Source organism: Pseudomonas sp. LS.1a (assembly GCF_022533585.1).
Lineage (GTDB): Bacteria > Pseudomonadota > Gammaproteobacteria > Pseudomonadales > Pseudomonadaceae > Aquipseudomonas.
Window position 1 is genome coordinate 1452707 of sequence record NZ_CP092827.1, and the last position, 25644, is coordinate 1478350.

A 25644-nucleotide genomic window follows, 5' to 3' on the forward strand; every position below is an offset into this window, starting at 1 on the left:
GCTGAGCGATCATGTGCGCAGGACCATTGCAAGACAGGGTGTGCTCAAAATGAGGAATTTTGTGATCTTCGTCACATAAATGGAGCTTGGGCAAGCTCCGCGCCTGCACACCTTGCTTAGGCGGAATGAAAGGGCTTAAGCGGAAGTTTCAGCATTGCAGCTATCGAGAGACTCATGGCAGGCGCTAATGTGCTACAGCCAATGCTAGGCTTTCTTTAACGGGCTATAGAATTCGAGGGCAGCCTTTCTTCCCGTCAGGTAGGTATCCCCCTCGCAGTCTTTGATGGATGTTATATAGAACTCCTCAAAAATTTTGGCGGTTGCCTTCAGTGCTTCGTCGTCGGTCGCCTCGGCAATCTGTTTTGCCAAGTGCACAGCTCTCGTTTGGCCATAATCTGGAAGTGCTACGGCTTCAATGGAATAGGAGAAATACTTATTCTCAAATATCTGCTTTCTCAAGTTCTTCGACATCGTGAGTAAAGATTGCTCGATGGTTTTGTCGACAAAGCTCAGGCCTGTAAGCTTACGGTATTTCATGAGTGTAATGATTGCGCCTATGTGGCCATTGTAGACACGAAAACGCATGTTTCCATTTTCCTGCATTTCGGTGCCAAGTTTTTTCAGGTACTCAATTTCGTTTTTTTGAGGCGTGAAAACATATTCATAAAGCCAAAGATCGCCTTGCGAGTCCTCTTCCGATAGTTTAATTGTTATGTCTTTGGATGTGATGGTGCGGATTAGTCTGAAGGCCTTGCTCAGGTACTTTTCATCTTTGGTTGTCTCGTAAAGTCGCATGTACCCATATGCTGTATAGGCGTTCATGAAGGCGCCATAGAAAGGTTTCTGCATTGTTGCCCAGTACATAGGGAATGCAAAATCATTTCTTATGTAGGCGTGATCCTCTATTGTTTCGGTATAGATGCTAGCCGCCAGATCAAGATAATCGATTTGATCGCGCATGGCTTTTGATAAGCCGTGTTTCCTGGATGAAGCATCTAGCGCGCATGCATTGATGGCGAAAGCGAATGGATTGAATGGCTGGTGGTAGTCGGTGACGTATTTTTCCGGCCATGACCTGAATAGATCAAGATGATGCTTGGGCTGCCAGTCGGTTCTGTTTGGGCCGGTGCTCATCGCCCTGTCGAACCAGTCGTTTGTCAATGCTTCGTAATGAATCTTCATGGGTCTCTATCCTGCGCCCAATGTCTAACGGCCAGTGAAATTCTGGTGTTCTTACATATCCGCGATGTAGGTTCGGGTCGTAGTATTATCTGGTCTGTGGAAGCGTCAGGTGGCTGGAAAAATATACCCCCACAACGAAACTATTCGTAGTGGGAGTATCAAGATTGCAAGCTGGTCCAGAATCGCTCAGAGGATGCTGGTTATTGCTGTTTTTCTTGCCAGTAAATGCTGACTACGGCTGGATTCTTGTCATTAATCAGAACGCCAATGGTTGGCGAGTTTTTCTTGACGTAATGAACCTTCAGCGTTGTCGACGCTACGTTTGTCTGTTCGGAAACAGCATAACCCAAGGTGCGGAAGTGCTCGTCAAATTTTGCTTTTGTAGCATCTTGTGCGAGCGTGTACTGAACCTCATAGCTCTTGAATGTACCGTTTTCAATAGGTTTGCTGGTGTTCTTGGTGATGCTGCCCTCAAGGGTCAGTTTCTCGCCCGAGGGGAGTTGAATATCAACGCCTTTTTCCTCATTGCAGCCGCCCAAAGCGAGCAGGCAGGACAAAACGGCAACGCAGGTGATTTTTTTCATTTTGAACTATAAACCTAGGGTTGTTAGTGTTGAGACGTAATTTCGGATTTTACCAAGCTTGGCAGCGGGTTGCTATTCCGTTTGCTTGAACTCCGCATGCTTGGGTGAGGTTTTGAGCAAGTCGAAGGCCATCCTCCTTTTGATAGCTTTTCGTGAATACTTTTGTATGAATTCATTTCGGGTAGTCTGGCGAAACTCCAGGCTTCTGAAGGATCTTATTGCGTCCTCGATATCGCATGGATTGAAAACGGCTGCATTCTGAATTCGGGTGCTGGCAAAGCGGCCTGGGTAGCCCGACAGACCGGCCAATATTGGTTTTTCAGTCGCTGCGTACTCGAACAGTTTGGATGGTAGCACGCGACGGAACGCCTTCATGTCATTCAGGTGCAAAAACAGAACATCAGCTTCACGATAGAGTTTAAGTAGGGCGTCGCGCTTCATTGGCTGAGCCAGGTAAACATTGCTCACCTTTTCGTTTTCAAGCGCTTTTTTAAGCCGCTCAGCAGCACCGCCAGATCCAATGATGTGGAAATCCACTTCCTTTTCCAGGCGTTTGGCCAGTTGCGGCACGATCAGATGTAAACCTTGGCCTGCACCTATGTTCCCTGCATATACAATTTTTAGTTTGCGTGGTGTTGCGGGAAGGCTTTGCGTTGCAAATGTCCCTGGGAGCGGTGTCAGGAACAGTTCATCGATTCCGTTCGTGTAGAAGGTGAAGGCTTTTTCCGGGTAGCGTTTTTTGAAATAGGGTGTGAATCCGGGTGAAATAAGATTCACTTTGGCGGCTTGCCGGATGGTGGTAGCTTCTACCGATGAAAAGATTGCAGACGCTATTCTTCCAAGTGCCGGAGGCAGCACCCCTTGCAAGGTGTCGACAAAAATGTCTCTGATGTCCAGGTATAGCTTGGTCCCTGTTCTTTTGGAGATATAGGCTCCTAGCGAAGCGGTCATCAGACGTGACGAGGTGGCGAAGATCAAGTCATATTGCTTGTTTCTGGCTACCTTGCACACTTGCATGGCAAAACTGCCGAAAGAAAAAGCCTGGTCAACGAAACCACTTTTGTGTGAAGGTACTGCAAGACGCTGAACAGTGAGATTGGAAAACCGTTCATAGCTGGGTGCGGTGGCCTTGAAGGTGTGATATCGATTGGGCTGAGTGGTGATGACATCGATTTCCACGTGGTCGCTAACATTATCCAGAAGCGCGTTTACCAGAGCTTCCGCACGGAAAGATCCTGCCGACAAGTCCGGTGGATAGTAAAAGCTTAAAAAGAGAATGCGAGTTTTCACGGCCGGTTACCTTGCTTGAATCGGGGCAAACAACACCCGTTCATAAAGATCGATTAGGCTCTTTTCCTGTGTTTCCCAATTCAAATTCCGTGCGGTATTTTTTGCATTGTGTGCAAAGCGTTCACGAAGCTCGCAATCGCCAAGCAACTTGATTAGGGTGTCGCTTAACGCCCGCTCGTCATTCCCAGGTACCAGCAAACCGATTTCATTGGCTCTGACAATTTTACGGATTTCTGGAAAGTCAGTGGCCACCACCGGCAACCCGGCGATCACATATTCGAAGAGCTTGTTTGAATCCGTCGTGTAATGATTTAGGCAGGTGTTCTCGATTGGCTGTACACCAATGTCGGCGGATGCTGTATAGGCCGGCAATTCTGCCAATGCCACTGTCGGTATGAAGTGAACTTTATGTTGAATATTCAGTTCATGTGCCAATGCCATGAGCGGCTGAGCCAGCCTGCCACCGCCTATCAACACGAAGAAGCAATCAGGCACATGCTGTGCGCAGCGGATCAGCTTTTCCAGACCACGCCCTTGTTGCAAGCCACCCTGGTACACCACGATCGGCCATGGTTCAAGCAGTCCCAGTTCATCCCTGATCTTGTTGGAGCGCGGGCTCTCGACAAGTCTTGGGCGGTTTTGCAGTACCAGTGGCCGCTCCACGCCGTAGGCTCTGGCGAAGTATTTGGCGCGTGCGTCGGTGGTGGTGATGGTGCCATTGGCAGACGGCATCAGCCATTTTTCGACGAACCCCACCACTTTTCTCAAGCTCTTGTAACCTTCGCGGCTGGTACTTATTTCATGTGCGTCATATACCAGCTTGGCTCGCGACAGTTTTGCAGCCAGCCAGGCGGTCGGCAGGGTATTTACATCATGTGAATGAACCACCGGAGCACGGTACTCAAGCATCTTGAGTAGCAGGGCAAAGTGGGTCCAGCCGCGCGCGATGGCTCTGAATACCAGCATCTTGAGGCTGGGTTTGATCGAGGCAGGTTTGGCTGCCTCGACAGTGGCCTTGGCGGTAACCGGTATATTTTTCTTTCGCAGTTTCCACAGGGGGGACCGGGCTACGCGCACAACTTCAATGCCGTCCTGCAGTACAGTGTGCTCCTGGGTAACGCCTGGCGTATGTAGCGCAAACACCCTCACCTTGTAGCCTGCACGTTGCAGCGTTTGCGCTTCCTTCATTACGCGCGCGTCATTCAGGAACTCATTCCAGACGATCATTGAGACTTTTGTCATTGCGTCGCCACCTCTGCAGCTGCAGGTGTATCAAAAATTTCAATGCAATTAACGATGTCGGGTGTCAATGCAAGGGCCGCCGAATAGTCTTTTCGCACGATATGTCTTTCCAGCATGTACATCAGTGCGGCCAACCACACTTTATGAGGGTCGATCGACGCCAGCGCCTGGCGTTGATCTGCGCTGCGCAGTGTTTCAAACAGTGCATCCTTCTGGGCAACAGGCCAGCTGCAGCCAATTGCTTCGATTCGCCAATTGCTCCAGTGGCTGAGCACAAAGCCGGTAGCAGGTGAAGCCAGAAGCGTGTTGTTGGTGATGTCCAGCGGTACGATCTGGCGGGGAAGCGTGGCGAGATAGCCGTTGATGGCAGGCAAGTTGTCGATGATATTATCGACATTACTTGTGTCCTCCTCGTTGATGCAGGCCAGGCGCAACGCGTTGATTGTGGTTTCATCCAGGCGCTGCTCAAGGTACAGGCGTGTACGCGTAAACTGCGTGATCAGCTCTGCAGAGGGCTCGAGCAGCAGCAGTTTTCGTGCGATCGCAAGAATGCCTTCGCCAATTTTCCGGCCGCCGATCAGCTTTTCAGCGCCGTCAAACTTGTAGACATGGCAGTCAATGTCGTTCACTCGATAGTGACCAACGAATGGCAGGTCTGGAAGGCCATGTTGCGTAGTCAGCAGCGTGCGCTCCTGCAAGGCGGAAGACGAAATGTTGCTGCCAAATACTTTGACCAGCAGTGTACCGGTGTCGTCCTGCTGTTCCAGTTGCAGGGTGAACGCGTAAATATCGGCAAAGCCGACCTGGTGCCAATGCATCTTGTAGCCGTCGGCTGCTTCCAGGCCCAGTTTATCAAGCAGTGCCTTGACCCACTTTTCCCTGTTCTCGGCATCCAGAATGTATTCCAGGCCGTTACTCTGAGGTCGAAGCTCGATAAGAGGCTGGGATTGATAGAACAATGCGTTGACTTGTCGATGCTGAATACGCAGGCCGATCACGTCCAGGATCATGCTGGACAGCCTCTGCAGCCCTTGGCGCATAATCAGCACGGCAATCACTGCATTGAAAATCTTGCTGTGCTGGTAATATAGGAAGTCGGTAACTAGGAAGAAAAAGCTCAGGAGAAAGCCGGTTGCGGCCAGGGCGTTGAGAATCGGGCCGTAATGATGATGAAAGCTTTCGCGGACTCTTCTGATGTGGTTGTAGGCCAGGACGCTAACGCTGCTGGCAATGACCAGGTAAACAAGAATCGCGAGCAGCAAGCTTGGGTACACATACAATAATGCGAGCGCGCTCAGGCTGAAGAAAGCTGCGCCGGCCATGGCACGATTGAAGCGCGAGTAAGCATTGGTGGCAATCTTTTCCTGATTCTCGAACAGGTTCAGCTTCGACGTGCGTGCCAGAAGCTTTTGCGTGCCGTTGCGACAAAGCAGCGCGCTGGCCAGTTCTGATAACAGGTAGGCGATGTAGCAAAGCGCTGCCGCTGCGGTCAGTGAATAGATCAGATGATCCTTTTCAAGCGTATGCAAAACGGACGGGAAATAGGCAGGTATTCTTTCCGAGCCCAGCAGAATGATGACTTTGAGTGGCAGGAAGAACGCCAAGAGAAGAAATATCTGGCTCGCTAAAGTGCTGATTTGGACCAAAAGCGTAATAATGGGTACAACCCGGACGAATTTTACGCCCAGGGAAATGCACCAACCGGTAGTCGCTTTGATCTGCTGTTGAAGTTTCATATCAAACCGCAAGCGTATGTGCAAATTTCGTGCTTGTTTCCATCACTTTTCCTGCCAATAAATACTGGCGAGAGTTTCGTAACCGTCATCCTTGTTTTGTGTGGTGAAAATTGCGCCAATCGGAGGTACAGACTTTTTGTAATACTGTACCTTGAACTGATTGGCGTCATTGACGATGATCTTGCGGGTGTAGCCATTGGCTTTCAGTACCGCGTATACGTCATTTTCGGCTATTTTATCCACACCGGAGTAAACGAATTCATGCATGCTCAGGAAGCCCGCATTGTTGGGTTTCCTGTGCGATTTCTGATGCGTCCCTCTGAGTAGCACGTAAGTGGAGTCACTCAGATGCAGGGCATTGGCAGGCTTTACATCTGTAATTACATCGGCTGCAGGTGGCTGTTCGCAACCGGTCAGCATTGCCAGCAGCGCGATAATGAAAACGTATGGCTTCATGGTGTGGTCACTTCAATTGATGATCCGTGCCAGCAACTGCCTGGCAACGGTGCTGTAGTAGGTGCCATGGTAGTAATAGGGGCAGAATGCCCACTTGTGCTCGTTTTTCGAGACGTATTGCACCATCTTCGCTAAGGCTTGTTTGGCAATGGTTCTGTAATACGAACTGTCATAGTGATAGGGGCAATAGGCCCAACGCGGGGCGCCACCGGCTATCAGCCCGGCATCCTTGCCACCAATTCGCTCTACCGGGACTGTCGAGTCTTCCAGACTGTCCAGCATCGGGTCGATGATTGCATTGTTCAGATCGATCAGGCCCTGGAATGTGCTGCCAGCGAAGCTGGCAACGACCTCTTTGCTCTTGTACTGGCTCGCCCAGTTGGCCTGATGCACAAAAATGTTCGGGCACAGGCTGGCCACGCGATCCAGGAACATGGGCAGGGCCCAGGCGCGCAGCTGCTTTGCCTGTTCACTCCAAGGGGCTTGCACGGTGTATTCGATACCGCATTTAGCCAACGTCTTGAGCATCATCGGGCTGGCCGTCACGATCGAGGTCCCAAATGTGGCAATGCCAATGCTCTCGTCAAAGAAGTCCACAATGACGATGTCGGGGCGAGATAGTTCGAGCTGTTGCCAATGCTCTTTCGAAGCATCCCACTTAACGCGCTTGGCCTCTGCGCCTTCTGTTTCAACGCTGAACCGTGCATCGAGACATGGCGGCGCCATGTAGGAAATCACCGACGATTGAGACATGTAGAAACACACCTCAAAGCGCTCCAGCGTCTTTTTCTGGAACTTGAACAGATTATGGGAAGCGCTTGAGCCAAGAATTGCGACGCGTATCTTGCCTGACCCCGTTTTGACGGGGTTCGGCCGCGATGCCTTTATTTCAAGCCTGGCCTTCTGTGACAAGAGGCTGTTCACCACCTCTGTATCGGGGCCGTCAATGTTCTTCTGCTCAGCCTTGAGTTGTTGGCGTACGTTGTTGAGTTTCTCTAGGTACTTGTGAGGCATGCCCAGCGGCGATTGCCTGAGTAGTTGGCTCAGGTAGTCGAGCCGTGGTTGTTGCAGGCCAAACCGTGCAAACAGGGCTGGGTCGAAACCTTTGACGCTTTCGGGGGTGCCAAGTATGCGCGCCCGAGCGCCAAAGAAATAGGAATCGCTAAGTGGATGCTTGGTATAGAGGTACAGTGGCTCTTCACGTTTGAGGTGAATGTGCTCGGCAGGGATCTGCTGCTGCTCCAGGGTGGTGACGACAAGATGATGCGCATACTGGGTAATCGCATGTGTCTTGGGGCCACTGGTTTTGTCGACCATCGTCAGCGCCAGAGCCAGCGTGTCGTAATCCACTGGGCGATAGCATTGGTCCGAAGGCAGAAATTCCAGGCCATTCTTCAGCGAGATCAATAACACCTCCGAGATATTGTGCTCGGAGGTGGCCTCGGACTGAATCAGGTCGATGACGCTTTCATGGATACAGTCATCGTCGTCAATGCGTGACGTGACCAGTGTCGCCGCATTGACCCCCTTGAGCAGAAGCATGACTTCGCGGCTGACCATGCTGTAGTCGCTGACCTGAAGCGTGCGAGCATTCAGGTCGGTGTCGCGCAGCAACTGCTCAAGGCGCGTGCGGTGCAGGACCGGTAATGCTTCATCAATGAAGATGATCCACTCGAAGCCTTGATTACTTTGGTTGGCCAAGGATGGGAGAACGGTGTTGGCAAAGATCTCCAGCCTGTAGGACAGCCACAGTTCATCCTTGATGCCGATACCAAAATTGGTGAAAACAAAGTGCTTCAAAGCGGATTTCAACATATCTTCAATGGTTCTGAATCACTGCGATTTCCCGCTCTGCCATCTTGTAGCTGGCGCTTTGCCCGCGAACTCGATTGGCCGCAGCCTTGGATTTTTCCACGAAGGTATTGCCATTGAGGTACATCTCCTCAATCGCTTGAGCCAGTTGCTCGTAGTTTTCTGGTTCGACCACGTAGCCGGAGGTGTTGTCGACAAACTCGGGAACGGCGGCTACAGCCGTAGTGACCGGCACCAGGCCTGACGACATGGCTTCGTCGCGGGATACCCCCTGGGTGTCCATGCGGCTCGGGCAAAGGAAGATGCCGTAGTCCTTGTGCGTATCGGCAATTTCCGTGTGGTTGAGGAAGCCCTGCTGGATCTTGACGTTGCTGAACTTGCGCAGCGGTTCCAGGGTTTCCTCAAACAGTGGGCCGTCACCGATCAGGCAGAACTCCATGTCGTTGAACCAGGATTTGCCCGCGAGGCTTTGTATCGCTTTCACGGTCAGGTCGTTGGCATAGGTCTTCGAGGTATATGGACGAATGGACAGCACTTTCTTGCGTTGCTCGACCGACTTCTCGCGATGGTCGAACAAGTCGGTGTTGATCGGGTTATGAATGATCTCGAACTGGTCTTCCGGTAGGCGGAATCCAAGGTCTTCCATCACTTCTTCCGCGAAGTAGCGCGATACGAACACCAGTTTCAGGTTCGAGTGCATCGGTTGTAGCAGTTCGCGCCAGAACGTCATGCGTTTTTCGCTGGCGAGCTTGCCCAGGCGCAATTGCTCCTCGGTGGTGAAGTTGAACTCACGACGCCACCAAGGCTGGATATCTGCACCATGTACCCAGACAGTGATGCGCGTGCTATTCAGGAACGGACGAAGTGCGCTCCACATCTGCTCATCAAGGAAGTGCACGAGGATCGACTTGTAGCGATTTTTCTCGAGCATCTTTGTCAAGGTCGAAGTGCAGCCGGTAACCACGTCGACGTTCTGGAACTCATGGTAGCTGACCGTTTCGTTCGGTCGAAGCCGGAATACGTCTACGTTGACCCCACGTTCCTGATAGGCCGTGACCCGAGTGTGCACGAACTTGTTGCGGTACAGGTCGGCGTAGGTCGGGTAATGGTTGGTCAGTAGCAAGTGCTCGCCGCGGCCCATCATTTCAGATGGCTGCAGGTTGCGGTGCCCCAAGACCAGTGCCTTCAGTTCTGTGCTGCCGGCAGCATAGGCGCGCAGACCGAAGCGAATGTAGACGGCCTCCGGTGGAATGTCGGCAGTCTGGTTGCGATTGGCATACTGCATTACATGACTGATACGTTGCTTGTCGGCATCCAGGAACAGCACGACCAGCTGCAGGTTCAGGCCAGGGGTGCAGTCAACGAACAGCTTAAGACGGCCATCTTCGCAGCCCAACTCATCCACACGGACTTCCTGCTGGGCATAGATATATTCATGCTTGCCATCGGCGAGCTTTGAGTGCACGCGCCAGGTATCGCCGTCGACGGCCAGGTCAACGAACTTGTTGCGGATGACGCCAAACATATCGGCCAAACCGCGCCCGGTGATCTCCGGTGCGTCGTGGCTGATCTGCAGCGGGGCAATGGACTCCGCGCGTGCTTGCAACTGGTCGATGGTCATGCCGAGGTTCAGCTCGAGGTCGTCGACCTTGGCGCTAATGTTTTCATGCTGTGCAGCGCCGTTCTCGCAATAGTTGAACGGGTCGATGGCCAGGCCTTGAGCATGGGTGTACTGCAGCGACGGCAGGTTCTTAAGCCAATTGCGCAGCGGCTGTCCGGAAACGATTTCGGTAGCAACCAATGAACGACGGGCGCTCAGCGTCTGGGTCGGACGATAGGCCTGTTCGTTCCACTGCAGTTCGGCATTGTGGCCCTTGCAGGTGAAGTGGGCCGCTTTACCGACTACCTGGGCGCGGCTGTAGCGGGTAGCCAGCGCCAGGTCGAGCAGATAGTTCGGGCCATAGTAGTCGCCAGGCACAAAGGCCGCGACCCATGGTGTATTGCCAACCAGCTCGCCCAGCGAGGTCTTTTTCAACTGCGCTGGCTTGAGCACCAAGATGCGTGGATCATCGCTGACGATACTGCTCTGGTAGGCATCGCTGATGATGACCATACGCACCTGGCTATAGGTCTGGCGGTTCAGGTGGGCGCGCAACGTGTCGAACTGTTCGCGGTCCTGGGCTTCACCGATCACTACGATTTCCGGGAGGCGCTGGGCCCTCGGGGTGCCGGTGACCTTGCTCATTACATATTCCAGGCGCTGGGTGTAGGTGTGCTCCTGCATCACTTTGCGCAGGGCTGCCAGCCGCAGCTTGTCACTGTTCAGCGGGTCTTCGGCCAACAATTGCAGGCGGCGCAGCATTTCCTCGCCGTTGTCGGTGGTAACGACCAGGTCGCCGAACAGCAGGCGTACACCGCGCGAGAAGTTGCTCACGGTCAGGGTGTTGCAGCCGAGCAATTCGAAGACGCGCCGGGCAAACATCGATTGCGATTGCTTGATTGAGTTCAGGTTGATCGCATAGCGGTAGCCCTTGTAGGCCGTGTCAATCTTCTCGAAGGGCAGGGTACCGACGATATAGGGCTGGTATTCCTCTGGGAACTGGTAGTTCGAATCGTTCTTGCCGAAGTTGCGGTCGAAGATTTCCAGCGGGCGGAATTTCGGCAGCTCGCAGACGAAGTTGCCCAAGTCGCGGGTACGCTCGGGGTAACGAACGTAGTAGGCCCCGGCAAAGCAGAAGGCGTCCTTGCGTTCGTACAGCTCGACCGGGTTGTGCAGTGCAGGCTGGCAGGCGAACGGCAGCAGGTAGACGCGGTCGTGACCGAGTGCTCCTTTATAGCGGTGAATACAGTCGATATCGGTGGTGAACACGTGGTCGAACTGTTTGGCGGTGGTCAGGAAGGTCTCGAAGTGAACCGGGTCTTCCTTGTTCCAGAATACGGTCGGAACTTTGTGCTGACGGCACCAGGCAAGAATGTCCTGCAACTCCTGGCCGTTGTGGCCGACTTTGCTGCCCCATAGGTCATCCTTGCCGCGCCAGGCGGACTCGATGAACAGCAATTCCGGGCCAAAGCCTTCGATTTCCGCTTTCCAGTTGGTTGGGGTGAGCGGCATCAGGTCACATTCATAGCGATAGGAGCCGAAGGTGAACTCATCCATCACGCACGCCACTTTCAGGCGGCTGACAGGCTGGTCCGCCTGACGCAGCAGGGTGGTGCGGCTCTGCTCGCTGGTCGGCAGGGCTGCCGGCAGCTTCAGGTAGTTTTCATCTTGTACCGGTGCCGGCGGCAGTAGCGCCTTGCGCGGTTCGTTGGCCAGCAGCTTCTGCTCGTTTTGCTGGCGTTGCTGGCTGGCTTTGCGGTACAGGCGCAGCAGGCGCACTGGCAGCTTGACCAGGCCGCCCAGCGAAGTGGCGCTGTTCTTGATCTGGTAGCCAAGCTGATAGGTCATGCTCGCACGGGTTTTGACCAGGCGCTGCTCTGCCAGGTGGCGCTGTGTATTGGCGCGCCCGAGGTTTTCATTGAGCTCGTCGATCTTGCGCTGCTGAGCGGCACTGCGTTCAAGCAACTGATTGAGGCTGGCCTTTAGCTGTGGGATTTGTTCGCCGGTCAGGGCGCGGTACTTCATGTTTGCCGCACCCAACCCTGCCTTGGACGAGTTGAGCTCGGTTTCAAGTTGCTGGCGTAAACCTTGCCATTCTTGATTAGTAGCAGCGAGGCTGGCTTCGGCTGCCTGACGGCTGGCGCTTTCAAGCATCAATTGCTCTTCCAGCATCTCTTTGGCCTGGTTGAGCGACGCAATGGTCTCTGTAAGGGCCGCCCGCGCTTCTGCAGCTTCAGTATTGGCAAAGGTCAGCTTTTGCAGCTGGTCTTCCAACTGGGTACGTTGTTCAACCAAGGCATTGATGGAGTTTGCCTGGGCGGCATGCTCACGCTGGCTTTGTGCCTGAACGTCATTCATAAGCTGCAACTGAACTTCCAGTTCAGCTTGCCGGCTTTGCAGCAGTGCGACCGTGTCAGCCTGAGTTGCATTGGCCAGCTGGCTTTGAAGCTGCAGCTCGTTCATGGCTTGCCGCTGCTTGGTCAGCTCAGCCTCCAGTTCAGCTTGACGTGCCTTCAACAGGGCAATGGTCTCTGCCTGAGCAGCGTCGGCCCGTTGGGTTTGGGCCTGCAATTCGTTCATATACTCCAACTCGCTTTCAAGTTCGGCTTCCAGTTCCGCTTGGCGCATGCGCAGCGTGGTAATCGTGTTGTCTTTCTCAGCAATATCCTGCTTGCTTTGGGATTGCAGGCGGGTCGTTGCCTCAATCTGGTCTTGCAACTCGATACCCATCGTCGCCAACTGTTCGTGCAATCCTGCGATGGTTTCGAGGTGGGCAGCGTTGGCTTGGTCAGCCTGGGCCTGAAGCTCGCTTGTCGCCTGCAAGTGGCGTTCGAGGTCGGATTCCAGTGCCGTTTTCTGTGCCTGCAACTCTGCGATGTTCTGCAGATGGGCCGCCTCTGCGCGTTGAGCCTGAGCTTGATAGTCGCTCATTGCCTGCACCTGGCTTGCCAGTTCGGCTTGCAATGCAGCCTGTTGTGCTCGCAACGCGGTGATCGCGTCGATATGCTCTGCGTTGTTCTGTTGGGCATCGAGCAGTAGGTCGGCCGTTTGTTGCAGCTGGCTTTCGTGTTCGGCTGTCAATGCTGCCTGATAGGCGCGCAGATCGGTGATGGTGGCGATATGGCCATCATTGGTTTCCCGTGTCTGAGACAGTTGCTTGGTAACTGCCTTGAGCTGCTCATCCTGAACCTGTTGCTTTTCTGCCGAGCTACGTATTTCGTCAATTGCCTCAGTCAATTGCTTTTGCGTTTTGGCGTGCTGATTCTGCAGGTCATCGAGTTGCCGCTGCGCATCAACCAGGTCTTTTGCGCGAGCCTCTTCAACCGCCGCTAACTTCTGCTCCAGTTGACCATACTGCTCAGTCGCTACACGGTACTTTTTGTTGGCTTCCACCAGCCGCTGCGTGGTCTCCTCAATCTCCTGGACACGCTGTGCCTTGGCCTCGAGGATTTCTCGGTTGGTTTTTTGCAGCGTTGCGATATCCGCTTCGCGCGTTTGCAACTGCCTGGAAAGCGCTTCAACTTTTTGCGCTTCTGGCCTGAGCAGCGTGATTTGCTCAGTAGCAGTGCGGTATTTCTTGTTCGCCTCTTCCAGGCGCTTGTTCATCGCAGCGATATTTTCACGCAAGCTGCGTTCGACCGATTCGAACGCCCTTTCCAGCTCGCGAACCCGTTCAATGGACAGCGAGTCGATAGCACCCGGCTTGTGCGTTTCGCTCTTCACTGCAACGATGCCCAGCCACTTGCCGAGCATCTTCACGTCGATGATCTGCAAGTGCTCGGCCAGCAGCCGGAACGGTTCCATCAGGTAGAACGTGTGCTTGTGGTCAATGAAGTCATTGACCCCGAACGGTACGGTAATCACCAGTCGGCCACCCCGCTTTAGCAGGTCGTGGGCCTTTTCGATGAACAGCTCCGGGCGTACCAGGTGCTCGAGCACTTCGCTGATGACAACGGTGTCCGGTTCGACCTCGAGCGTATCCAGCGCGAGGAAGTCTGAATTGATATACGTGACGTTCTGCTGGATGTGGACCGGTTCGGCAGACAGGTAGCCCTTGGCCTCTTCGATGGCTTGCGGGCTGGTGTCCACGCCGGTGACCAGGCAGCCTTCACGTGCCAGCAGCAGGGGCACGATGCCCTGCGAGCAGCCAACATCCAGGATCCGGCGCCCTTTGACCTGGGCGCAGATCCAGTGGATGCGGGACTGCGTTTCCCGCATGAACTGATCCCCCAGCTTGCCGTAATAGGCTTCCATCACGCGGTCATGAATATCGGCCAAAGGTGAGGGCTGCTCTGTGTTCACGGTAGGTTTCTCAAGCGTGGGGTTGTTCATGCGGTTGGGTTCATCAAGCCTGGGTAACGCCAGCGGCGTCGATCACGAATGCTGCTTCACGTACCTTGAAGGTACCGCGGAATTCGCGGTGTTTCACCAGCAGTACGTGGATGTCGGCGCTATCCTGCGCGTAGTCGAAGTCCACGTGCTCGTGGCGCGCCAAGCGCTGCGGCAAGGTTTCGATGTTCGGTTCGACCAGTTGCAGGGTGGCTTCCAGCTCATTGCCCAGGCGCTCGGCGATGCTCAGGGCCGGGCTTTCGCGCAGGTCGTCGATATCGGCCTTGAAGGCCAGGCCGTAGCAGGCAATTTTCACTTGCTGGGCCGACTTGCCCGGGTTCTTGATCAGGAAGTTGGCCAGGGCCATCTTGACCTTGTCGATCACCCACTCGGGCTTGCTGTCGTTGACCACCCGGGCAGTGCGGATCAGGCGCGCCTGCTCTGGGGTCTGGCTGACGATGAACCATGGGTCGACGGCGATGCAGTGGCCGCCGACGCCTGGGCCTGGCTGCAGGATGTTGACGCGCGGGTGGTGGTTGGCCAGGCGAATCAGCTCCCACACATCGATGTCCAGCTTGTCGCAGATGATCGACAGTTCGTTGGCGAAGGCAATGTTCACGTCACGGAAGCTGTTTTCGGTCAGCTTGCACATTTCTGCGGTGCGGGCGTTGGTGACGATGCACTCGCCTTCAACGAAGGTGCGGTACAGGCGTACGGCTGCTTCGGAGCACTTGTTGGTCATGCCGCCGATGATGCGGTCGTTTTCCACCAGCTCGCGCAGCACGTGGCCTGGCAGTACACGCTCAGGGCAGTGGGCAACGCGGATGTCGGAGTCTTCGCCGTGGGTTTGCGGGAAGCTCAGGTCCGGGCGGGCCTGGGCCAGCCAGAAGGCCATCTGCTCGGTAGCTCCGACCGGGGAGGTGGATTCCAGGATGACCAGGTCACCCTTTTTCAGCACGGGCGCGATGGCCTTGCTGGCGGACTCGATGTAGCTCAGGTCCGGCTGGTGGTCATCCATGAACGGGGTCGGCACGGCAATCAGGAAGGCATCGGCAGCTTCCGGAACGGTAGAAGCGCGCAGGAAACCTTCGGTTACGGCAGCGTGTACCACCATGTCCAGCTCAGGCTCGACAATGTGGATTTCACCACGGTTGATGGTGTCGACTGCATGCTTGTTTACGTCGATGCCGATGACATGCTTCTTGCGGGCGGCGAAAACGGCGGCGGTTGGCAGGCCGATATAGCCCAAGCCTACGACGGAAATTTTATTGAAGCTCATGCTGCGTCCTTGGAGTTAGAGAGGGCGGAAAGTGCGTCGAGGATTCGCGCGCACGCTTTTCCATCGCCGTAGGGGTTGTGGGCGAAGCTCATCTCGCGATAGGTCGCATCGTCGGTGAGCAGTTTCGCCAGGTGTTCGGTGATCGATTCCACATCGGTACCCACCAGTTTGACGGTGCCGGCGGCCACGGCTTCCGGGCGCTCGGTGGTGTCACGCATGACCAGTACCGGTTTGCCCAGGGCAGGTGCTTCTTCCTGGATGCCGCCGGAGTCGGTCAGGATCAGGTAGGAACGGGTCATCAGGTAGACGAACGGCAGGTAGTCCAGCGGCTCGATCAGGTGAATGTTGTTGACGTCGGCCAGCAGGCGGTTGACCGGTTCGCGCACGTTCGGGTTGAGGTGTACCGGGTACACGATGTCCACGTCAGGAAATTGGCGCGCGGTTTGTACCAGTGCCTGGCAGATGCGTTCGAAGCCGCCACCAAAGTTTTCGCGGCGATGGCCGGTGACCAGCACCATGCGGCGCTCCGGGTTCAGGAAGCTGAACTGTTCTTCGAACTGGCTCTTCAGCGCGGGGCTTTCCAGCTTGCGGACCACTTCCAGCAGCGCGTCGATCACGGTGTTGCCGGTGGTATGGATGGTCGCGGCGTCGATGCCTTCACGCAGCAGGTTGTCCTGCGAAGTGGAGGTGGGCGCGAAGTGCAGGGCGGCCAGTGCGCCGGTCAGGCGGCGGTTGCCTTCTTCCGGCCATGGCGAATAAAGGTTGCCAGTGCGCAGGCCGGCTTCCACGTGGGCGATCGGAATCTGCTGGTAGTAGGCGGCCAGGCTGGTAGCCAGGGTTGTCGCGGTGTCCCCGTGCACCAGCACCACGTCGGGCTTGAACTCGGCCAGCACAGGCTTCAGACCCTGCAGGATGGCAGTGGTCACGTCGGTCAGGTCCTGGCCGGGCTTCATGATGTTCAAGTCGTAGTCGGGCGTGATCTCGAACAGCTCCAGTACCTGGTCGAGCATCTGGCGGTGCTGGCCAGTTACGCAGACGCGCGACTCGAAACGGTCGTCCTGGGCAAGGTTGAGGGCCAGGGGGGCCATTTTGATGGCCTCTGGGCGGGTGCCAAATACAGTGAGGGTCTTGAGGGACACGGCGACGGTCTTCTGTGTGTGAGTGAAGGCGGTTGGATCGGGTGCTACGTGTGCGGAGCGCGGAGGGTTACGCAGATCGGCCGGGGGGCTGGCCTGGGTAGCGCTACGCACGCAAGAGCGAGCGGGGGGGCGGAGGGAGGTGAAGAAAAATTCATTTTGGCTCGGATCCTTCAAGCATAGCGGTTGTCCAATGGCCGCAAATTTATCACTTCGTCATCAATATGACATCCCGTCTGGCACGTTTTTTTCCCTGGCTGTGCGAATTTGGCTATATCTATCGGCTGATTGGATCCGATTTTCGAAAGTTGCATCAAAAAAAACGATTGTTTGATGTTATTCAGGCATCATGCCAAGAAAGTCAATTCGACTGAGGCATACGACGAACGGGTGGGAGCCTTGTCCGGCAAGGCTTGTAGGAAAAACAACTGCGATTGGTCTGAATGAAACCTAGATTAAACGGGAATTTACCTAGCGGCGAATTGCCATCTCCTTTGTTTCATGAAGTTAACCTGGAATATGGCGTAAAGCCATCATTTTTGGGTGGGCGAAGTTGCTTTTTTTAATGTCGGATCCGGTAACGATTAACTGGACCAAGTGCCTGTTTACAAAATGGCAGAACCGCTAGGGTTGATTGCGCAGTCGAAGGAAAACGGCTGCTGGAAAATGACCAACCCAAGGAGTGTTCACCATGCGTAACAACGTTCTGTCGTACCTGCTGCTGCCGCTGTTCGCCAGCCTGTCCTTTTCCCTCAGCGCCGCCCCGGCCAGCGCCACGGCGGTGCCCGAGCCGGTGCCGGTGGTAAGCCAGCAGCAGGCCCAGCAGCCGCAGCGGCTGGACCTGAACACCGCCGATGCGCTGACGTTGCAGAAGGAATTGAACGGCATAGGGAAGGCCAAGGCCGAGGCCATCGTGGCTTACCGGGAGGCCAATGGGCCGTTTGCTTCGGTGGATGAACTGCTGGAGATCAAGGGCATTGGCAATGCGTTGCTGGAGCGTAACCGGGACAAGGTGATGGTGGAGTAAATGGGCGAGGAGGGTGAGCCTGTCGGTTTGGGGTTGCCTTCTGGAACCTGGGGCTGCTTTGCAGCCCTTCGACAAGGGGCGCAAAGCACCCCAATAAATACCTGATAAAACAATAAGTTATTTTTTACTTTGCGGTGCGTCAAAATATTGCCTTAAAAGGTGGCTCTTAAACCCTTTACTTTGACCTTTTAGCGGTCTTGCGCATCCTTGGCATCCGCCTCGGCATTGCGTTCGTGCACCTTGCGCAGCTGTTCTTCGGTCAGTGGCAGTTTTTTGGCCGTGTCGCGCAGCAGCATCAGCCCGCCGACGATTGAGCCGAGGGCTATGATGAGTATCAGCCAGGCATACCAGGGCATTTTCGTTCTCCTTTGCTGGTGATGGGCAGCGCTTGTACAAGTGTTGAGCAATTGCCCGTTCCGTAGGTTCAATTATAGGAGCCAGCCACTGTTGGGCCAATTCCGTGACCCGCGGGCCCCAAAGCCTGCGCCACTTCGTTTACAATGCGCGCCGTTTTCGACTTGCCAAGAGACCCTGCCCATGTCCGCCTGCCAGACGCCCCTGATCGTCGCCCTGGATTTCCCTACCCGTGAGGCCGCCCTGAAGCTGGCTGACCAGCTTGACCCTGCGCTGTGCCGGGTGAAGGTTGGCAAGGAGCTGTTCACCAGCAGCGCTTCGGGCATTGTCGAAACCCTGTGCGACAAGGGCTTCGAAGTGTTCCTGGACCTCAAGTTCCACGACATCCCCAACACCACTGCCATGGCGGTGAGGGCTGCGGCCGAAATGGGTGTGTGGATGGTGAACGTGCACTGCTCCGGTGGCCTGCGCATGATGGCGGCTTGCCGCGAGGAGCTGGCCAAGCGCAGCGGCCCGCAGCCGTTGCTGATTGGTGTGACCGTGCTGACCAGCATGGAGCGTGAAGACCTGGCCGGTATCGGCCTGGATGTCGACCCGCAAGAGCAGGTGTTGCGCCTGGCGGCGCTGGCTCAGAAGGCTGGCATGGACGGTTTGGTGTGCTCGGCGCTGGAGGCCCCGGCACTGAAGGCGGCGCACCCGTCGCTGCAGCTGGTGACCCCGGGCATTCGCCCGGCGGGCAGTGCGCAGGATGACCAGCGCCGTATCCTCACCCCGCGCCAGGCACTGGATGCGGGTTCGGATTACCTGGTAATCGGCCGCCCGATCAGCCAGGCCGCCGACCCGGCGCAGGCGCTGGCTGCGGTGGTGGCGGAAATTCGTGGGTAAGTAGCCTGCGTTATCGAAAAGGCCAGCATGAGAGTGCTGGCCTTTTTTGTTTGGCTGCTCCGCGAATGGCACCGCCTTCGGCGGTGATCGCCGGCAAGCCGGCTCCCACAAAAGAGCCCAACCTCATGGGCCAGCGCAGGACCTGTGGGAGCGGGCGCGCCCGCGAAGCAGACGCTGCGGTGGATGGCACGGGCTTCGCCCGTGTTCGCGGGCACGCCCGCTCCCACAGGGACTGTGTTGGCCTGTAAGTGTTCAGCTGCAACTGAAGCCATCGCTCAGCTTCGGAAAATACCTACAGCGTGGCTTCGCTGGTCAGATCACGGCGCGCACGGGCTTGATCAGCCTGATCAGGTAAATCGGTATCAGCGTCAACATGAACACCCCCACCGCCAGCAGCGGTATCAGCCACGCCAGTGAATGCCCTTCGATCAGCGGGCCATAGACGATGCTGGCCCTGTTCATGATGAACACGTGCAAACAGTACAGCCCCAGCGTGCAGCCAGATAACTCGGCTAGCAGCTTGCTGTGCCGTACCAGCTGGCCGCCCAGCGCAAGCAGCAAGCGGAACGCGCAGATGGCGGCCAGCACCACCAGCGGCGACACGTAGGAATAGAAGACCTGGTTGGGCACGTCCTGCTGCACCGACATGGCGTGGGTGGCGGCGGCGGTCAGGGCGCCGCTGATAAAGAACCCGCCAAGGTTTACCCAGGCGTTGCCAGGGCCATGCAGCCGAATGTGTTCGAATACATAAGCCCCCAGAAATGCGTAACCCGCATACCCCATGAACGAAAACAATTCATAGGTATTGGTCAGGTTGGCCAACGCTGGAGCGAACTGCGCGACGGTGGGGAGCAGGCAACTGACTGCTAGCCACATGCCCAGGAAAACACGCTTTTCCTGTGGCCCGGAATGCTGGTAGACCTTGGCCATGAACGGCATGATCAAGTAGACGCCGATGATCGCGTACAAGTACCAGAGGTGGTAGTAGACGGGGCCTTGGAGCATGGCCAGTGCGGCTTGCCACACACTGCCATGCCCGACGCCCATTGTGGCCCGCCACAGCGCGTAGAACACAGACCAGAACAGCAGCGGCGGCAGTATGCGCACGAATCGCTTCTGATAGAACCTGATGGCACCCTCCGAGCGATTCAACAGCAGGGCGCCGGACAACATCAGGAATAGCGGCACGCAAGACCGGACCAGCGAGTTGTAGATATTGGACGACATCCAGTTGTCATCCAGTTGTATCGCCCCTGCCGACGCGATGTGAAGAACTACCACCATGAAGCAGGCGGCGATCCTGCAAAAGTCCAGCCCGGCATTCAAACGTTGCTGCATCGGTTGCCCACCTTTTCGCTGCCTTGCGCAATGGGTGCTTGTGGATGCCTGAATTTAAGTCCGGCGGGCAAAACTGCAAGCGGCGAAAGTGCCACAACAAGGGTTTGCGACGCGATTTCATGGCCTGTAGAGGGGCTGCGTTCTAGACCTTCAACACCAACTTGCCAAAATTCTCCCCCCTGAACAGCTTCAGCAAGGACTCAGGGAAGGTCTCCAGCCCTTCCACCACATCCTCCTTGCTCTTCACCTGCCCGCTGGCCAGCCACCCGGCAATTTCCAGCGCGGCCTTGCCATAGTCCTTGGCGTAATCCATCACCACAAAGCCTTCCATGCGCGCACGGTTCACCAGCAGCGACAGGTAGTTGGCCGGGCCTTTCACCGCTTCCTTGTTGTTGTACTGGCTGATTGCGCCGCAAATCACGATGCGTGCCTTGAAGTTGATGCGGGTCAGCACGGCATCGAGGATGTCGCCGCCGACGTTGTCGAAGTACACGTCCACGCCTTTGGGGCATTCGCGCTTCAGGCCGGCCAGCACGTCTTCGGCCTTGTAGTCGATCACCCCGTCAAAGCCCAGTTCGTCCTTCAGGTACTGGCACTTCTCGGCACCGCCGGCGATACCGACCACGCGGCAGCCTTTGATCTTGGCAATTTGCCCGACAATGCTGCCCACCGCGCCGGCCGCGCCGGAAATGACCACGGTATCACCGGCCTTGGGCTGGCCGACGTCCAGCAGGGCGAAGTAGGCGGTCATGCCGGTCATGCCCAGCGCCGACAGGTAGCGGGGCAGGGGCGCCAGGCTGGGGTCGATCTTGTGCAGGCCCTGGGCTTCGCCCGTGAAGTAGTCCTGCACGCCAAGGGCGCCGCTAACATGGTCGCCCGGCTTGTAGGAGGGGTGGTTGGAGGCAATCACTTCGCCGACGCCCAGCGCGCGCATCACCTGGCCCAGGGCCACGGGTGGGATGTAGGACTTGCCTTCGTTCATCCAGCCGCGCATGGCCGGGTCCAGCGACAGGTACAGGTTGCGCACCAGCACCTGGCCTTCGCCGGGTTGTTCGGCGGGCACGGTCTCGAAGCTGAAGTCGTCACGGCGTACGGCGCCGACCGGGCGTTTGGCGAGCAGGAAGCGACGGTTGGTGTGGGTCATGGCGGGTCCTTGTGGGCAGTGGAGGGGGATGCGTTAAATCTACCCTGTTGATGTAGGCAGGTCCTTAACATCACTGACAAGCATGGTAGCCCAACCGGTGGGGTGATGATGCTGCCTGGCCGCTTGGTGGCTGACTATGCTCTGAACCCCACCAATCACGCTTTGGAGCACGCGATGAGCATGACCTTTTCCGGCCAGGTAGCCCTGGTCACCGGCGGTGCCGCCGGCATCGGCCGGGCAACCGCCCTGGCTTTCGCCCAGGAGGGCCTGAGGGTGGTGGTGGCCGACCTCGACCCGACCGGTGGCGAGGCCACTGTGGCCTTGATCCATGCGGCGGGCGGCGAGGCGCTGTTCATTGCCTGTGACGTCACCCGCGACGCTGATGTGCGCCAGCTGCACGAGCGCCTGATTGCCGCCTATGGCCGGTTGGACTATGCCTACAACAACGCGGGTATCGAGATAGAGCAAGGCCGCCTGGCCGAGGGTAGCGAGGCGGAGTTCGATGCCATCATGGGCGTTAACGTGAAGGGGGTGTGGCTGTGCATGAAGTACCAGCTGCCGTTGCTGCTGGCCCAGGGCGGAGGGGCCATCGTCAATACCGCTTCGGTGGCGGGCTTGGGGGCGGCGCCGAAGATGAGCATCTACAGCGCCTCCAAGCACGCGGTGATCGGCCTGACCAAGTCGGCGGCCATCGAGTACGCCAAGAAGGGCATTCGTGTGAATGCGGTGTGCCCGGCGGTGATCGACACCGACATGTTCCGCCGCGCCTACCAGGCTGACCCGCGCAAGGCCGAGTTTGCCGCCGCCATGCACCCGGTGGGGCGCATTGGCAAGGTCGAGGAGATTGCCAGCGCCGTGCTGTACCTGTGCAGCGACGGTGCGGCGTTTACCACCGGACATTGCCTGACGGTGGATGGTGGGGCTACGGCGATCTGAGCCGATATCGGTGTGGCCTTCTTCGCGGGTAAACCCGCTCCCACAGGTAGCCCGCTGGCCTCAGGGCTGGTGATACCCCTGTGGGAGCGGGTCTACCCGCGAAGGGGCCCTGGCAGACCGCCACAATGCCAGCCCAACCACCACACACCCCAGCACCAGCACCCCACCAAACACCAGCAAGGCCAACCGCGACCCCAGCCGGTCACTCAGCAACCCGGTAAAGATCACCGGCAGGCTGAACCCCAGGTACGCCAGCAAAAAGAACCCGGCACTGGCCCGTGTCTTCTCGTTGCCAGCCAACTGGCTCACCGCCGCCAGCCCGCCCAGGTAGATAAACCCGTAGCACGCACTGCTGGCCGCCACGGCACCCAGCAATACCGCGCCCAGCTGGCCGCTGTCCGCCCCCCAGGCCAGCACGGCATAGCTGCACGGCAGTATTACCAGCCCCAGCAGCGTGGCCGTACGGCTGCTGAGGCGCCGCGCCATCGGCTGGAACAACAAGCCGCAGCTGATCACGCAAAAGGTCGAGAACCCTGACCAGGTGCTAAGCCCATGCTGGCGCAGGATGCCGGGCAGCAGGGCGATCACCAGCCCCACGCAGGCCCACGCCAGCAAAATGGCCATGCCATAAGCCACACTGCCACGCGGGTAGCAGGGCAGGCGCAGCATGGGGGTGCGTTGTGCCGGGCGTGGGTCGGGCAGGCGCCATACCACCAGCATGGCCAGCGCTGCCAGCAGCAGTTGCAGGTGGAAGCTGCCTGGGGTCAGGCTGGCGCCGCGCAGCAGGAACAGGCTGGTCAGTGCCGCGCCCAGGCCAAAGCCCAGGGAGGTACTGGCGGTAACCCAGTTGGCGGCGCGGGTGTTGTCCGCGCCGCCCATCAGTTCACCCATGTAGGCGGTGGCTGTGGCCGAGGCCAGGCCGGTAGCCAGGCCGAGGAACAGGCGCGCCAGGCCGAGGGTTTGCAGGCTGGGGGCCAGCAGCATCAGTACGGTGGCAACCATCGACAAGGCCAGTGCGGCCAGCACCAATGGCCGGCGCCCAACCCGGTCGGCCAGCCCGCCCAGAGCCAGCAGCACGGGTAGTACGCCGAGCACGTAGCCGGAGAAGGCCACTGCGGTGGCAGCGGCGCCCTGGCCGGAGAGGTCGGCGTAGGTGATGTACAGCGGGGCCTGCAGGTTGACGGCCAGGGTGATCAGGCAGAGGGCGAAGGCCAGGCGGGCCGGGTCGGAGGGCATGGGTAGGGATCCTGGTTTACTGGTGGCTGTTCCGGCCTCTTCGCGGGCACGCCCGCTCCCACAGGGATTGCGCAATACCTGTGGGAGCGGGCGTGCCCGCGAAGAGGCCGGCCCTGCCAACTCTGATGTCAGCCCATTCCCCTCACCAGACACACCGCCAACCCTTTTATGCTTAACTGTTCGCTCAAAACAAGCAAACACTTACCCCATGCACTTGCCCCTCGACCGCACCAGCACCACCCCGCTGGTGCAGCAACTCACCGACCACCTGCAAACCTGGATCGACCAGCAACGCCTGCGCCCCGGCGCGCGCCTGCCCTCGATCCGGGCTTTGGCCCGCAGCCAGGCGGTCAGTGCGTCATGTGTGATCGAAGCCTACGACCGCCTGGTCGCCAGCGGCTGGCTGGAGGCCCGCCACGGCACCGGCTTTTTCGTCGCCGAGCGCAAACCCGGCCTGGCCGTGGAAGACGCCCAACCCTGGGGCGAGGCCGGCGACGGCAGCTGGCGGCAGTTTCGCGAGGGCCACGACGAATTGCTCAAGCTGGGCTGCGGCTGGTTGCCCAGCAGTTGGCGCGCCGCCACCGAACTGGCCCAGGCAGTGCGCCAGGTCAGTCGCGGCAACCCGCAGGACCTGTTCGACTATTGCCCACCCCTGGGCCTGGCCAGCCTGCGCCAGCAGCTGCACAAGCGCCTGGCGCAGCTGGGCATCGCCGCCGGCCCCGAACGAATCCTCACCACCCACGGCGCCAGCCACGGCCTCGACCTGCTGGTGCGCACCCTGCTGCGCCCGGGCGACACGGTGCTGGTGGAAAACCCCGGCTACTACAACCTGTACAACCTGCTGCGCCAGCACCAGGTGCACATGCTGCCGGTGCCGCGTACCGCCGAAGGCCCGGACCTGGCCACCCTCGAAGCCCTGCTGGCGGCGCACAGGCCGCGCTGCCTGTTCATCAACAGCATGTACCACAACCCCACCGGCACCAGCCTGACGCCCAAGGTGGCCTACCGCCTGCTGGAGCTGGCCCGCGAGCACGACCTGCGCATCATCGAGGACGATATCTACGCCGACTTCCAGGAGGGCCCGGCCACCCGCCTGGCAACTCTCGACAGTGAACAGCGGGTGATCTACATGGGCAGCTTCTCGAAAACCCTCAGCAGCTCGCTGCGGGTCGGCTACCTGGTTGCCGACCCGGCGTTGCTGGCGCGCCTGGCCGAGTTGAAGATGGTCAGCGGCATTGGCACCTCGCGCTTTGCCGAGCAGGTGGTGGGGCAGATGCTGGCCAACGGCAGCTACCGCAAGAGCGTGCAGCGTCTGCGCGTGCGCCTGGGGCAGCATATGGCCAAGCTGCTCGGCCAGCTGGAACAGGCGGGCTGGCAGGTGTTCTGCGAGCCTTACGGTGGCATGTTCGTCTGGGCCCGCGTGCCGGGCCGGGATTTCGCCAGCCTGGAGTGCTTGGCCCTGCAGCACGAGGTGCTGCTCACCCCCGGCAGCGCCTTCGATTACCAGGGCGCGGCCAGTGCCTGGCTGCGTATCAATGTCGCCTACGGGCAGGACTCCCGCGCCCAGGCCTTCCTTCAGCACGCAGGGCGACCTCTGCCAAGCTGATAACGACACGCTCATAGCTATTTGACACTATTCTGACGTCAGGCCCTTGTTCATCGGCTGGCAACGTTGCCACCCTTGGCCTTCGGGATAACCTCGCACGCAGAAGGGGAATCGGCATGGGCGCGAGCAAGCACGGTGTGCTGGCCAACCTGGGCATGGCCCGCAAACTCGGCCTGGGCTTTGCCCTGGTGCTGGTGCTGACCCTGGCGGTGGCGGCCATTGGCATTGCTGCGCTGCACAGCGTTGGCCAGCGCTTCGACAGCCTGCGCCAGCTGGCCCAGTTCAATACCGACCTGCTGCGCTTGCGCCAGCACGAGCAGGCCTTTGCCCTGCGCTCCGACATGCAGCAGGCCGAGGCCTTGCGCAGCGGCCTGCAGGGTCTGGCCGAGCGCGCCCGTGGTCTGCCGGCGCTGGCGGCAGCGGAAGCCGACCTGGCAGCCTATGGCCAGGCGTTCGAGGCCTTTGTCGAGGC

18 protein-coding genes are annotated in these 25644 nt (G+C 57.8%); 4 read left to right on the forward strand and 14 right to left on the reverse strand.

Annotated features, from left to right (window positions below; translation table 11 throughout):
- Positions 1–204: 204 nt before the first annotated feature.
- From MKK04_RS06735 to wecB, 10 genes are all read right to left on the reverse strand, one after another.
- Complete coding sequence (locus tag MKK04_RS06735) at positions 205–1182, reverse strand: D-glucuronyl C5-epimerase family protein (RefSeq protein WP_241106381.1); 978 nt, start codon at positions 1180–1182, stop codon at positions 205–207.
- Positions 1183–1382: 200 nt separating this feature from the next.
- Positions 1383–1766: a hypothetical protein gene (locus MKK04_RS06740; RefSeq protein WP_144171677.1), complete on the reverse strand. Its 384-nt coding sequence runs from the start codon at positions 1764–1766 to the stop codon at positions 1383–1385.
- A gap of 72 nt (positions 1767–1838) precedes the next feature.
- Entirely contained in the window at positions 1839–3056 is a 1218-nt protein-coding gene (locus tag MKK04_RS06745; RefSeq protein WP_241106382.1) for a glycosyltransferase family 4 protein, read from the reverse strand.
- 6 nt (positions 3057–3062) lie between these two features.
- A complete protein-coding gene (locus MKK04_RS06750; protein WP_233687195.1) occupies positions 3063–4298 on the reverse strand; it encodes a glycosyltransferase family 4 protein in 1236 nt (411 codons plus the stop codon).
- Entirely contained in the window at positions 4295–6034 is a 1740-nt protein-coding gene (locus tag MKK04_RS06755; protein WP_233687194.1) for a hypothetical protein, read from the reverse strand. The genes MKK04_RS06750 and MKK04_RS06755 overlap by 4 nt, the downstream gene beginning before the upstream one ends.
- 42 nt (positions 6035–6076) lie before the next feature.
- Positions 6077–6490 carry a hypothetical protein gene (locus tag MKK04_RS06760; protein ID WP_233687193.1) on the reverse strand — a complete coding sequence of 138 codons (414 nt, stop codon included), beginning with the start codon at positions 6488–6490 and terminating at the stop codon, positions 6077–6079.
- A 12-nt stretch (positions 6491–6502) separates the two neighbouring features.
- On the reverse strand, positions 6503–8305 hold the full coding sequence (locus tag MKK04_RS06765; protein WP_233687192.1) for a DUF6270 domain-containing protein: 1803 nt from the start codon (positions 8303–8305) through the stop codon (positions 6503–6505).
- A gap of 4 nt (positions 8306–8309) precedes the next feature.
- Positions 8310–14234: a glycosyltransferase gene (locus MKK04_RS06770; RefSeq protein ID WP_241106383.1), complete on the reverse strand. Its 5925-nt coding sequence runs from the start codon at positions 14232–14234 to the stop codon at positions 8310–8312.
- Between the two features lie 13 nt (positions 14235–14247).
- Positions 14248–15510, reverse strand: a complete 1263-nt coding sequence (gene wecC, locus MKK04_RS06775) for a UDP-N-acetyl-D-mannosamine dehydrogenase (RefSeq protein ID WP_233687190.1) — start codon at positions 15508–15510, stop codon at positions 14248–14250.
- The gene (wecB, locus tag MKK04_RS06780) at positions 15507–16649 is read right to left on the reverse strand and encodes a non-hydrolyzing UDP-N-acetylglucosamine 2-epimerase (protein WP_272493181.1); all 1143 of its coding nucleotides are present in this window, start codon (positions 16647–16649) and stop codon (positions 15507–15509) included. The genes wecC and wecB overlap by 4 nt, the downstream gene beginning before the upstream one ends.
- A gap of 688 nt (positions 16650–17337) precedes the next feature.
- Here wecB and MKK04_RS06785 point away from each other — a divergent pair.
- A complete protein-coding gene (locus MKK04_RS06785; protein WP_085590160.1) occupies positions 17338–17673 on the forward strand; it encodes a ComEA family DNA-binding protein in 336 nt (111 codons plus the stop codon).
- A 188-nt stretch (positions 17674–17861) separates the two neighbouring features.
- Here MKK04_RS06785 and MKK04_RS06790 read toward each other — a convergent pair whose 3' ends face one another.
- Complete coding sequence (locus MKK04_RS06790) at positions 17862–18029, reverse strand: DUF2897 family protein (protein ID WP_010952850.1); 168 nt, start codon at positions 18027–18029, stop codon at positions 17862–17864.
- 181 nt (positions 18030–18210) lie between these two features.
- Here MKK04_RS06790 and pyrF point away from each other — a divergent pair, with 181 nt between their 5' ends.
- Positions 18211–18912 carry an orotidine-5'-phosphate decarboxylase gene (pyrF, locus tag MKK04_RS06795; protein WP_063911652.1) on the forward strand — a complete coding sequence of 234 codons (702 nt, stop codon included), beginning with the start codon at positions 18211–18213 and terminating at the stop codon, positions 18910–18912.
- Positions 18913–19224: 312 nt separating this feature from the next.
- On the opposite strand, the gene MKK04_RS06800 is transcribed toward pyrF, so the two are convergent.
- Together MKK04_RS06800 and MKK04_RS06805 are read right to left on the reverse strand one after the other, a co-directional pair.
- Positions 19225–20250, reverse strand: a complete 1026-nt coding sequence (locus MKK04_RS06800) for an acyltransferase (RefSeq protein WP_233687187.1) — start codon at positions 20248–20250, stop codon at positions 19225–19227.
- Positions 20251–20392: 142 nt separating this feature from the next.
- Positions 20393–21394, reverse strand: a complete 1002-nt coding sequence (locus MKK04_RS06805) for an NADP-dependent oxidoreductase (protein ID WP_207832331.1) — start codon at positions 21392–21394, stop codon at positions 20393–20395.
- 174 nt (positions 21395–21568) lie between these two features.
- Here MKK04_RS06805 and MKK04_RS06810 point away from each other — a divergent pair, with 174 nt between their 5' ends.
- On the forward strand, positions 21569–22330 hold the full coding sequence (locus MKK04_RS06810) for an SDR family oxidoreductase (RefSeq protein WP_207832329.1): 762 nt from the start codon (positions 21569–21571) through the stop codon (positions 22328–22330).
- Between the two features lie 60 nt (positions 22331–22390).
- Here the strand turns inward: MKK04_RS06810 and MKK04_RS06815 are convergent, their stop codons facing one another.
- On the reverse strand, positions 22391–23566 hold the full coding sequence (locus tag MKK04_RS06815; RefSeq protein WP_241106385.1) for an MFS transporter: 1176 nt from the start codon (positions 23564–23566) through the stop codon (positions 22391–22393).
- Between the two features lie 208 nt (positions 23567–23774).
- On the opposite strand from MKK04_RS06815, the gene MKK04_RS06820 reads away from it, so the two are divergent.
- Positions 23775–25172, forward strand: coding sequence for an aminotransferase-like domain-containing protein (locus tag MKK04_RS06820; protein ID WP_241106386.1), 1398 nt, complete (start codon positions 23775–23777; stop codon positions 25170–25172).
- Positions 25173–25644: the final 472 nt, after the last annotated feature.